Source organism: Microbacterium sp. ER1 (assembly GCF_023383675.1).
Taxonomy (GTDB): Bacteria; Actinomycetota; Actinomycetes; order Actinomycetales; family Microbacteriaceae; genus Microbacterium.
The window spans coordinates 88,093-99,775 of record NZ_QCXO01000129.1 but is presented as its reverse complement, the minus strand read 5'-3'; the positions used below and the strand labels follow the sequence as shown (position 1 = coordinate 99,775).

Genomic DNA, 11,683 nt, shown 5'->3' with positions numbered 1-11,683 from the left:
GTGCCAGTGGGCGGGGGAGGGGAGGGTGACGTCGCGGACGTCGACCCCGGCGGGCGTGACCGTGGCGACCGCGTAGAGGAGGGACTGCGTCGGGTACCCGTGCGGGCGGTTGTCGCGGATGATGGCGCGGTCGTCTTCCGGGGGCAGGGTCGCCGAGGATCCGAGGAGAGCGGTCCACTCGGCCGTCCAGTCGGCGCTCGCCGCGGCGGGCCCGAGCGCCCGGAACTCCGGGAGCCACGCGGCGATGCGCGGGGTCTCCTCGTCGTCGAGGTCGTCGTGGGCGATCATGTGGGTTCCGGGCTCGATCGGGGTCTCCCGCAGCTCGGCACCGTCCCACGAGAGCACTCGCGCGCCCTCCGGACCGACTTCGAGCAGATTGAAGCCGTGCATCGGCGGGGCTCCCTGCGGAGAACGCCCGGTGACCGCGGCGAGCGGAAGGGTGCCGCGGGAGACGGCCGCGGTCGCGGAGAGGTCCTGCACATCGGCGCGGTTGAGGAGCACGGCGAGGCGTCGTTCGGCGGGGTTCACGGCGAGCCAGGCCCCACCGGCGCGGCGGTCGCGGATGCCGATCACCCCCGGATACTCCTCGGGCCACCACGCGCCCAGGGCGTCCCACTCCCGGGTCGGGTCCTCGTCGCGGACGGCCAGCAGCCGCGCGGATCCCAGAGCCTCAATATCGATCACCACCGTGCACACGCCTCCGAGTCTAGGTCGGCCGGGGCGCGCGGGGACGGATCCGCCCGCGACGCCCGGGCGTCCGCACCCTGGGGCAGAATCGAGGCGTGAACATCGTCGTGGGAGTCACGGGCGGCATCGCCGCGTACAAGACGGTGCACCTCGTGCGCCTGCTCACCAAGGCCGGTCACGACGTGACCGTCGTGCCCACGGAGGATGCGCTGCGCTTCGTGGGCCTGCCGACCTGGGAGGCACTGAGCCGGCACCCGGTGACGACGAGCGTGCATGAGGACGTCGCCCGCGTCCGGCACGTCGCACTGGGGCAGGGGGCGGACCTCGTCGTGATCGCCCCGGCCACGGCGAACTCCCTCGCGAAGATGGCCGCGGGCCTCGCCGACGACCTCCTCGGCACGACGCTGCTCGCGACCGAGGCGCCGGTGCTCGTCGCCCCCGCGATGCACGCGGAGATGTGGCGGAACCCCGCCACGCAGACGAACATGGCGACGCTCCGGGACCGCGGCGTGCACGTGGTCGGCCCCGCCGACGGCGAACTGGCCGGCGGCGACAGCGGCCCCGGTCGCATGGTCGAGCCGGAGGAGATCCTTGCCGCAGCCCAGGCGCTGATGACGCCGGGCGACCTCGCGGGCGTGCGGGTCGTCGTCTCGGCGGGCGGCACGCGGGAGCCCATCGATCCGGTGCGCTTCCTCGGCAACCGGAGCAGCGGGCGCCAGGGAGTCGCGCTCGCGGCGGAGGCGGCGGCGCGCGGCGCGGAGGTGACGCTCGTCGCGGCGAACGTCGCCGGGGACGTGCTCGCGGAGGCCCGCCACCCGAAGATCCGGATCGTCCGGGTCGGCACGGCTGCCGAGCTGTCCGCGGCGATGAAGGAGGAGGCGGCGACGGCCGACGTCGTGCTGATGGCGGCGGCGGTGGCCGACTACCGCCCGGTCGAGGTCTCCGCCCGGAAGCTCACCAAGGACCGCGGCGGCGTCGGCACGATCGAACTCGTCGAGAACGAGGACATCGTCGCCGCGCTCGTCGACACCCGGCGGGAAGGGCAGCTCATCGTCGCGTTCGCGGCGGAGACCCCGGAGGACGAGGCCGAGCTGCTCGCGCGCGCCCGCGGCAAGCAGGAGCGCAAGGGGGTCGACCTCCTGGTGGTGAACGAGGTCGGCTGGGAGCAGGGTTTCGAACGTGGCGAGAACGCCGTGCACATCCTCGGTCGCGGAGGAGCCCTGGCACGGACCGCGGCCGGGACCAAGCGCGAGGTGGCGGCGGCCGTCTGGGACGAGGTCGCCCGCGAGAGGTGAGAGGTGGTGGAGCCGCGCACCGCCGAATGCTAAACTTGAGTCAATCAAACTCAACTTTCAGAAGGAGCATCTCCAGGAGGAGCGCATGACCACCCCGCAGACCGGATCCCCGAACCAGGAACAGCAGTCCGCCCTCGAGCAGTTCGGCATCAACCTGACCGACCGTGCCCGCGAGGGCAAGCTCGACCCCGTCATCGGACGGGACAGTGAGATCCGGCGCGTCAGCCAGGTGCTCACCCGCCGCACCAAGAACAACCCGGTGCTGATCGGTGAGCCCGGCGTCGGCAAGACCGCGGTGGTCGAAGGCCTCGCGCAGCGCATCGTCGCAGGCGACGTCGCCGAGTCCCTCAAGGACAAGGAACTCGTCTCGCTCGACATCTCCGCGCTCGTCGCGGGCGCCATGTACCGCGGCCAGTTCGAGGAGCGCCTGAAGCAGGTGCTCAAGGAGATCACCGAGTCGGACGGCCGGATCATCACGTTCATCGACGAGCTGCACGTGCTCATGGGCGCGGGCGGGGGCGAGGGGTCGGTCGCGGCTTCGAACATGCTCAAGCCGATGCTGGCCCGCGGCGAGCTGCGGCTCATCGGCGCCACCACCCTCAACGAGTACCGCGAGTTCATCGAGAAGGACGCCGCCCTCGAGCGGCGCTTCCAGCAGGTGTACGTCGGCGAGCCGACGGTCGAGGACACGATCGCGATCCTCCGCGGGCTCAAGGGGCGTTACGAGGCGCACCACGGGGTGACCATCTCCGACAGCGCGCTCGTGGCCGCGGCCTCGCTCTCCAACCGCTACCTGCCCGCGCGGCAGCTGCCGGACAAGGCCATCGACCTGATCGACGAGTCGATGTCGCGTCTGAAGATGGAGATCGACTCCTCTCCCGTCGAGATCGACCAGCTCAAGCGTCAGGTCGACCGGCTGAAGCTGGAGGAGCTCGCGCTCAAGCGGGAGAAGGACGCCGCGTCCAAGGAGCGCCTCGGAACCCTCCGCGAGCACCTCGTCGAGCTCGAGAAGGAGCTCGCCGGACTCGAGGCCCGATGGGCGCGGGAGCGGCAGGGCCTGAACCGGGTCGGGGAGCTGAAGAAGCAGCTCGACGACGCGATCACCCAGCGCGACCTCGCCATGCGCAACGCCGACTACACGAAGGCGTCGAAGCTCGAGTATGAGACGATCAAGCGCCTGGAGCGCGACATCGCCGAAGCCGAGCAGGCCGAGGCCACCGCCTCGAGCGAACCGCGCATGGTGAACGAGCAGGTCACCGAGGAGGACATCGCGGCCGTGATCGCGGCCTGGACCGGCATTCCGGTCGGGCGGCTGCTGCAGGGCGAGAGCGAGAAGCTCCTGCACCTGGAGAACGAGCTCGGCAAGCGCCTCATCGGCCAGAAGGACGCCGTCAAGGCGGTGTCCGACGCGGTGCGCCGCTCGCGCGCGGGGATCAGCGATCCCGGTCGCCCCACCGGCTCGTTCCTGTTCCTCGGCCCGACCGGTGTCGGGAAGACCGAGCTGGCCAAGGCGCTCGCGCAGTTCCTCTTCGACGATGAGCACGCCATGGTGCGCATCGACATGTCGGAGTACGGCGAGAAGCACTCCGTCTCGCGGCTCGTCGGCGCCCCTCCCGGGTACGTCGGCTACGAGCAGGGCGGTCAGCTCACCGAGGCCGTGCGCCGGCGTCCGTACAGCGTGATCCTGCTCGACGAGGTCGAGAAGGCGCACCCCGAGGTGTTCGACGTGCTGCTGCAGGTGCTCGATGACGGGCGGCTGACCGACGGACAGGGGCGCACGGTCGACTTCTCGAACGTGATCCTCATCCTGACCTCCAACCTGGGCTCGCCGATCCTCATCGACCCCGTGCTCTCCGTGGAGGAGAAGCGGGAGCAGGTGATGGCGCTCGTTCGCCAGGCGTTCCGGCCGGAGTTCCTCAACCGTCTCGACGACATCGTGATGTTCCAGGCCCTCACCGAAGACGACCTCGCGCAGATCGTGGAGCTGTCGGTCGATCAGCTGCACGACCGGCTGCGCGACCGTCGGCTCACGCTCGCGGTCACTCCCGGGGCGCGGTCGTGGCTGGCCGAGCGCGGGTATGACCCGGTGTTCGGCGCCCGCCCGCTGCGTCGCCTCATCCAGACCGAGGTGCAGAACAAGCTGGCGACCGCCCTCCTCTCGGGTGGCGTGCACGACGGCGACACCGTCCGGGTGGACGTGGCGGCCGACGGCACGGGCCTCGTGCTCACCGCGACGACTCCCGAGCCGGAGGTCGAGGACGACGACGTGATCGAGGCCGAGCTGCTCGACGACTGATCGGGATCGGCAGACGACGAAAGGCCCGGTAGGCGTGACGCCTACCGGGCCTTTCGTGTGTCGCTGCTCAGGCGCTGAGGACGACCGTCTCCGCGATCGGACGGCGCACGCGCGGGGCGACCTCGCGCTCCTGCAGCACCTCCGGCAGAGCCTCGATGTCGCCGAACTCGCCGACGGCGATGACGGTGGCGGGGGTGAAGCGGGGCTCCAGGTCGGCGAACTCGCGGACGACCTCGGGGTCGAAGCCGCTCATCTGGTGCACGACGAGGCCGTCGTGGTGGGCCTGCACGGAGAAGTGCGCCACGGCCTGGCCGAGGTCGTAGAACGCGTGGCTGATCGGCGTGCCGTCGGCCGTCGCGGTCTCGGCGATCGCAACGACGAGGACGGCCGCGTTGCCGGCCCAGGCCTGGTTGAAGCCCATGAGCGCGTCGACGATCTGGGCGTGCAGCGCGGTGCCGCGGCGGGCGACGATGAAGCGCCAGGGCTGGACGTTGTTGGCGGAGGGGCTCCAGCGGGCGGCCTCGAGGGCGGTGGCGAGCTTGGCCTCGTCGATCGGGTGCTGCGCGTCGTAGGCGCGGGGGCTCCAGCGGCCGGCGAGGACGTCGAGGACGGGGTGCTCGGTCGGGGCGGTGCGGTCGATGACGGGAGTGCTCACGGAAGTGCCTTTCGGACGAAGGGGATCGGACGCCGTCGTCCGGGTACACGGGGGATGAACCGATGCATGTGCATGCATATTCCCGGAACCGTGTGCGCCGCGTCAGTCCAGGAGGTTGCGGGAGGCGGCGTCGGCGAGCGCGGCGCGGACGGCGCGGATCGACGGGGCGTCCGCGGAGACCCGGCGAGCGGAGGAGAAGATCTCCCGGCGCGGTTCGTGCGGGAGCGGGGCGAGGTCGACCGTCGGGGTATCGCCGGCCCACACGAGCTCGGGGAGGAGCCCGACCGCGAGTCCCGCGTGGATGAGCCGGACGTGCGCGGTGAGGTCGGCGAGCTCGAAGCGCACGTCGGGCTCGAACCCGGCGGTGCGGCAGAGCTGCTCCGCCCACGCGCGGGAGGCGGTCCCGGCGGGTTCGAGCACCCACGGCTCGGCGCGGGTCGCCCACAGGGCCGCGACGGGATCGGCGGATTCCGACGCTCCCGGACGCCGGGCGAGCGCGATGGCGTCGTGGGCGAGCACCACGCGGTCGAGGTCGGCGTGGATGGGGCGCGTGTGGCCCGGATACTGCTCCGCGAGGATGAGGTCGTAGTCGCGGCTGGAGACGCCGACCAGCCCGGACTCGGGGTCGCGCTCGGTCACCTCGACGCGCAGGGCGGGGTGGCGCGCGCCGAGGGCTGCGAGCGCGCGGGGCAGCAGGGAGTGCGCGGTGGACTGAAACACCGCGAGGCGCACGGTGCCGGTCACCTCGGTGAGCGACTCGGCGACGGCGACCTGGGCGTGCTCGAGCTGATCGAGGATGCCGATGGCCTCGGCCACCAGGACGTTCCCCTGCGGCGTGAACTGCACGCCACGACCGACCCGACGCAGCAGCGGCACCCCGACATCACGCTCCAGCGCGGCGAGCTGCTGGGACACGGAGGCCTTGCTGTAGGACAGCGCATCCGCCACGGCGGAGAGGGTCCCGCGACGCGACAGCTCCACGAGCAGACGCAGGCGATGGACGTCGAGCACGGCGGTTCCGATCGTTCGGGAAGAGTGAACAGAACCCACTCGAATCGGTTGATAGACGGAGCCTACCGACCGGCTGGACAATGATCCAGCCGCACACGACACCCGGGTGTGCGAGGCCGAGGAAGGTACCCCGCTTCATGACCGTCATCGACGACACCACCCCCCGCACCGAAGAGGTCGCCGCGCTCGTGCAGCGCTGGCTCGCCGAGAGTGAGACCCACCCGGTCGAGCCCGCCGCGCAGCGCCTGTCCGAAGTGCTCAAGGATCCGAACGGCCTCGCCTTCACGGTCGGCTTCGTCGACGGCGTCATGCGTCCGGAGGATCTTCGGGTCGCCGGCCGCAAGCTCGCGGAGCTCTCCGACATCACGCCCACGCTGCTGCCCGGCTACCTCCGTGCCGCCATCAAGGCCGGTGGGTTCTGGGCGCCGAAGCTCCCGAACGTCGTCGTCCCGATCTCGCGGCGCGTGCTGCGGGCCATGGTGGGCCACCTCGTGCTCGACGCCACGCCGTCCAAGCTCGGCCCCGCGATCGCCAAGCTCCGCAAGACCGGCAACCGTCTGAACCTGAACCTCCTCGGCGAGGCCGTGCTCGGCGAGCGCGAGGCGGGCCGCCGACTGCAGGGCACGTACGACTTCCTCGCCCGTCCGGACGTCGACTACGTCTCTATCAAGGTCTCGAGCGTCGTCAGCCAGCTCTCCATGTGGTCGTTCGACGAGGCCGTCGCCGACGTCGTCGAGAAGCTCACCCCGCTGTACCGGCTCGCGGCGAAGGCCGAGGCGAAGGGCGCCCGCACCGGCACCCAGAAGTTCATCAACCTCGACATGGAGGAGTACCGCGATCTCGACCTCACGATCGCGGCCTTCACGAGCATCCTCGACCAGCCCGGCCTGGAAGACCTCGAGGCCGGCATCGTGCTGCAGGCCTACCTGCCCGATGCGCTCGGCGCCATGCAGCGTCTCCAGGAGTGGGCCGCCGCACGCCGCGCCAAGGGCGGAGCGCCGATCAAGGTGCGCGTGGTCAAGGGCGCGAACCTCGCGATGGAGGAGGTCGACGCGAAGGTGCACGGCTGGCCGCTCGCGACCTACGGCACCAAGCAGGACTCCGACACGAACTACAAGCGCGTGCTCGACTGGGCGATGACGCCCGAGCGGCTCGACGCCGTGCGCATCGGCGTCGCCGGTCACAACCTCTTCGACATCGCCTACACCTGGCTGCTCGCGAAGGCCCGTGGCGTGACCGAGGCCGTGGAGTACGAGATGCTGCTCGGCATGGCGACCGGGCAGGCCGAGGCCGTCCGCAAGGACGTCGGCCGCCTCCTGCTCTACACGCCGGTCGTGAACCCGGCGGAGTTCGACGTCGCGATCGCCTATCTCGTGCGCCGCCTCGAGGAGAACGCGAGCCCCGAGAACTTCATGTCCGCCGTGTTCGAGCTGGCGTCGAACCCGACTCTGCTCACCCGCGAGCGGGAGCGCTTCGAGCGCTCTCTCGCCGCGCTCGTCGCCGACCCGTCGGTACCCGCCCCGAACCGCACGCAGGACCGCACGGCCCCGCGCCCTGACGGCACCACGCACGGCTTCGCGAACGAGCCCGACACCGATCCGGCGCTCGCCGCGAACCGTGCCTGGGGCCGGGAGATCCTGCAGCGCTCGGTGTCGTCGTCGCTCGGCCGGGACGCGATCGCGGCCGCCCGCATCGAGACCGACGCCGAGCTGGACGCCGTGTTCGCCGCCGCCACGTCCGCCGCCGAGAGGTGGGCGGCGCTCCCCGCCGCCGAGCGCGCCGCCGTCCTGCACCGCGCGGGCGACGAGCTCGCCGCCCGCCGCGGCGAGCTGCTGGAGATCATGGCGCACGAGGCCGGCAAGACCATCGCGGAGGCCGACCCCGAGGTCAGCGAGGCGATCGACTTCGCGCACTACTACGCCGAGCGGGCGAAGGATCTCGAGGCCATCCCCGGCGCCGAGTTCGTGCCGTCGAAGGTGACCGTGGTCACGCCGCCGTGGAACTTCCCCGTGGCGATCCCCGCCGGCGGTGTGCTCGCCGGCCTCGCCTCCGGATCCGGCGTGATCATCAAGCCCGCGAAGCTCACCCAGCGGTGCGGTGCCGTGATGGTCGAGGCGCTGTGGGCCGCGGGCGTCCCGCGCGATCTGCTCGCCCTCGTCGACCTCGCCTCCCGCGACCTCGGCACCCGACTGGTCGCGAGCCCCCAGGTCGACCGGGTCATCCTCACCGGGGCCTACGAGACCGCGCAGCTCTTCCGCTCCTTCCGTGCCGACCTGCCGCTGCTCGCCGAGACGAGCGGCAAGAACGCCATCATCGTGACGCCGTCGGCCGACCTCGACCTCGCGGCCGCCGACGTCGCCCGCAGCGCGTTCGGCCACGCCGGGCAGAAGTGCTCGGCCGCGTCGCTGGCGATCCTCGTCGGGTCGGTGGCCGACTCGAAGCGTTTCGAGCGGCAGCTCGTGGACGCGGTCACCTCGATGCGCGTCGGGCTGCCCGATGACCCCGCCACGCAGATGGGGCCGATCATCGAGCCCGCGAACGGCAAGCTCCTCACCGCGCTCACCACGCTCGACAAGGGCGAGCGCTGGCTCGTGGAGCCCCGGAAGCTCGACGACGAGGGGAAGCAGTGGACCCCGGGGGTGAAGACCGGCGTGCGCGAGGGCTCGTACTTCCACCTGACCGAGTTCTTCGGACCCGTGCTCGGCATCATGCACGCGAAGGACCTCGACGAGGCCATCCGGCTGCAGAACGCCGTCGACTACGGCCTCACCGCGGGGCTGCACTCGCTGGACTCCGCCGAGGTCGCGACCTGGCTGGACCGCGTCGAGGCCGGCAACCTGTACGTGAACCGGGGCATCACCGGCGCCATCGTGCAGCGTCAGCCGTTCGGCGGCTGGAAGCGCTCGGCCGTGGGCGCCGGAGCCAAGGCCGGCGGCCCCAACTACCTCTTCGGTCTCGGTGAGTGGCGTGCGGGCGAGCTGCCCGCCGCAGCATCGGGGGCAGCGGTGACCCCGGCCGTGACCGGACTGCTGGAGGCGGCTGCGCCCGAGCTCGACGCCGTGGGCATCGAGTGGCTGCACCGCGCCGCGGCCGCCGATGAGCGGGCGTGGATCGACGAGTTCGGCGCCGTGAGCGACAAGTCCGGACTCGGCGTCGAGCGCAACGTGTTCCGGTACCGTCCGGTTGCGGTCGACGTGCGGATCGCCGAGGACGCGCCGCTGGCCGAGGGAGTCCGTGTGCTCGCCGCGGCACTGCGCAGCGGCAGTCCGTTCACCGTGTCGGCGGCGTCGCTGCCGTCCCGCGTGGAGAAGGCGCTCAAGGCCCAGGGCGTGGCCGTGAAGACCGAGTCGGATGCCGCGTGGACCAAGCGCTACGCGAAGGGCGCCCGGTCGTGGCAGCGGGTGCGGCTCGTCGGTGGCGATGCCGCCGCGCTGCACACGGCCCTCGACGGCAGCCCCGACGTCGCGGTATGGTCGCACGCCGTGACCGGAGCGGGCCGGGTCGAGATGCTCCCGTTCCTGCACGAGCAGGCCGTGTCGATCACCAACCACCGCTTCGGCAACCCCACCACCCTCTCCGACGGCCTCCTCTGACGCCGAGACCCCGAGTACACGCCGAGACCCCCTGCTGCACGCGCGTGCAGCAGGGGGTCTCGGCGCGAAAGCGGGGTCTCGGGATCAGCCGCGCAGAGCCTCGGCGAGCTTCACGCGCGAGCCCATCCGGAGCAGGGAGTTCTCGTAGATCTTCGCGCCGACGACGATCGCCGCGACGCAGCTCGCCAGGAGGATCGCGAGGCTCAGGAGCGGCTCCCACCACTGCGCCTCGCCGACGAACAAGCGCATCGGCATGCCGACCGGAGCCGAGAACGGCACGTACGACATGATCGTCAGCACCAGCGGGTTGTCGTTGAACACGATCACCAGCACGTACGGCGCCATGATGAGCATCGTGATGGGGGTCGTCGTCGAGCCGATGTCCTCCTGGCGGGACACCATGGAGGCCGCCGCCGCGAACATCGCCGCGAGCAGGATGAACCCGAACAGGAAGAACACCGCGAACCAGATGATAGGGGCGCCGAGGGTGGTCAGCACCTCCCGCTGACCCGTGACGATGAGGCCGATCGTGGCGACGGCCGCGAGGGCGAGGATCTGTCCCATCGCGAGCACCGTGTTGCCGATCACCTTGCCGGCGAGCAGCGTGCGCGCCGGGATCGCCGACAGCAGCACCTCCACGACCCTGGTCTGCTTCTCCTCGACCACGCTCTGCGCGATGGTGCCGCCGAACGTGGCCGCGGCCATCATGAAGACGAGCCCGAACGCGATCGCGATGAAGTAGCGCAGCAGCGGGTTGGTGGTGACCGGCTCGAGGATCACGACTTCGGGCGAGAGCGACAGCGCGGACACGAGCGATCCGGGCGCATCTTCCAGCGCGATGATCGTGTATCCGGCGAGGTTGTCGCCCGGGAGCACCGCCGCGTCGACGTCGCCGTCGCGGACCAGTTCCTCGGCCTCGGCGCGGGAGGCGACCTCGGTCACCTCGACGTCGGGCAGCGCGGACACGGCGCCTGTGGTCTCCGCGGTCACCGCGACGGGCATGGCGTCGGTGTTCTGACTCGCGAAGCCGCCGAACAGCACGCCGGCGAGGGCGAGGACGAGCAGGATGCCGGTCGAGATCAGGAACGCCTTGCTGCGGAGCTTGGAGCCGATCTCCCGCTCGGCGACCAGCCAGATCCCGTTCCGCGCGGGGGTCGAGGCGTTCACTGGATGACCTCCTTGAAGATCTGGGCGAGGGAGGGGTGCTTGGGCGCGAAGCTCGCGACGTCGCCGCGCGCGACCGCCGACTGCAGCACGCGCTGGGCGGTGTCGGGGCCGTCCGCATCGAAGAGCGCGTAGCCGCCCTCGAAGTCGACGACCGTGACCCCGGGTTCGGTGCGCAGCCACCCGGCGTCGCCCGCGGAGATGAGCTCGTACCGGTCGCGGGCGTGCTCGGCGCGGAGCCCGTCCCGGGACCCGGCGGCACGGATGGTGCCCCCGGCGAGGATGACGAGGTCGTCGCAGAGGCGCTCGACCACGTCGAGTTGGTGGGAGGAGAAGAGGATCGAGGCGCCGCGGGCCGCGCTGGCCTGCAGGACGCCGGCGACGACGTCCACCGCGAGGGGGTCCAGGCCGGAGAAGGGCTCGTCGAGGATCAGCACCTCGGGGTCGTGCACGAGCGACGCGGCGATCTGCGCCCGCTGCTGGTTGCCTAGCGACAGCGACTCGATCGTGTCGTCGAGGCGCTCGCCGAGTCCGAGCTCCGTGAGCAGCGCGGTCGCCCGCTCCGTCGCGTCCGGCTTGCCGAACCCGTGGAGGCGCGCGAGGTAGACGATCTGCTCCAGGACCTTCATCTTCGGGTACAGTCCGCGCTCCTCGGGCATGTAGCCGAAGCGACGGCGGTCGGCGGTGGTGAGGGGCGCCCCGTCGAGGTCGACTCGTCCGCCGTCCGACGACAGCAGCCCGAGGATGATGCGCATGGTCGTGGTCTTGCCGGCGCCGTTGCCGCCGACGAAACCGGTGAGCCGGCCCGGCGCGACCGTGAACGACACGTCGTCCAGCACCCGGCGGCTGCCGTAGCTCTTGGTGATGCCGGAGAGTTCCAGCAGTCCGGTGGTCATGTCGTGGTGCTCCGTCCGAAGGTGATCCGCATGACCTTCACGCTATTGAGCACGGGCGGGGCAGGGCATCCCCCGCAGGGGGGACG

The 11,683-nt window shown here is 71.4% G+C and carries 8 protein-coding genes; 3 read left to right on the top strand and 5 right to left on the bottom strand.

Translation table 11 applies throughout. From position 1 onward, the window contains the following. Nucleotides 1–696: NRDE family protein (locus BV453_RS06070; RefSeq protein WP_249521134.1), on the bottom strand; the 696-nt coding region annotated here is incomplete at its 3' end. 86 nt (nucleotides 697–782) lie between these two features. Between BV453_RS06070 and coaBC the strand changes: the two genes are divergently transcribed. Both coaBC and BV453_RS06060 read left to right on the top strand, forming a co-directional pair. Continuing rightward, complete coding sequence (coaBC, locus tag BV453_RS06065; protein WP_249521133.1) at nucleotides 783–1,982, top strand: bifunctional phosphopantothenoylcysteine decarboxylase/phosphopantothenate--cysteine ligase CoaBC; 1,200 nt, start codon at nucleotides 783–785, stop codon at nucleotides 1,980–1,982. 85 nt (nucleotides 1,983–2,067) lie between these two features. Next, nucleotides 2,068–4,278, top strand: a complete 2,211-nt coding sequence (locus BV453_RS06060; RefSeq protein WP_081811630.1) for an ATP-dependent Clp protease ATP-binding subunit — start codon at nucleotides 2,068–2,070, stop codon at nucleotides 4,276–4,278. 67 nt (nucleotides 4,279–4,345) lie between these two features. Here BV453_RS06060 and BV453_RS06055 read toward each other — a convergent pair whose 3' ends face one another. Both BV453_RS06055 and BV453_RS06050 read right to left on the bottom strand, forming a co-directional pair. After that, complete coding sequence (locus BV453_RS06055; protein WP_085605667.1) at nucleotides 4,346–4,933, bottom strand: nitroreductase family protein; 588 nt, start codon at nucleotides 4,931–4,933, stop codon at nucleotides 4,346–4,348. Between the two features lie 102 nt (nucleotides 4,934–5,035). Beyond that, nucleotides 5,036–5,944 carry a LysR substrate-binding domain-containing protein gene (locus BV453_RS06050; RefSeq protein ID WP_217583865.1) on the bottom strand — a complete coding sequence of 303 codons (909 nt, stop codon included), beginning with the start codon at nucleotides 5,942–5,944 and terminating at the stop codon, nucleotides 5,036–5,038. A gap of 137 nt (nucleotides 5,945–6,081) precedes the next feature. Between BV453_RS06050 and BV453_RS06045 the strand changes: the two genes are divergently transcribed. Further along, a complete protein-coding gene (locus BV453_RS06045) occupies nucleotides 6,082–9,537 on the top strand; it encodes a bifunctional proline dehydrogenase/L-glutamate gamma-semialdehyde dehydrogenase (RefSeq protein ID WP_249521132.1) in 3,456 nt (1,151 codons plus the stop codon). Between the two features lie 84 nt (nucleotides 9,538–9,621). On the opposite strand, the gene BV453_RS06040 is transcribed toward BV453_RS06045, so the two are convergent. Then, nucleotides 9,622–10,704 (bottom strand): ABC transporter permease, encoded by a 1,083-nt coding sequence (locus tag BV453_RS06040; RefSeq protein ID WP_249521131.1) that lies wholly within the window; start codon nucleotides 10,702–10,704, stop codon nucleotides 9,622–9,624. Then, the gene (locus BV453_RS06035; RefSeq protein WP_102209524.1) at nucleotides 10,701–11,585 is read right to left on the bottom strand and encodes an ABC transporter ATP-binding protein; all 885 of its coding nucleotides are present in this window, start codon (nucleotides 11,583–11,585) and stop codon (nucleotides 10,701–10,703) included. The genes BV453_RS06040 and BV453_RS06035 overlap by 4 nt, the downstream gene beginning before the upstream one ends. Nucleotides 11,586–11,683: the final 98 nt, after the last annotated feature.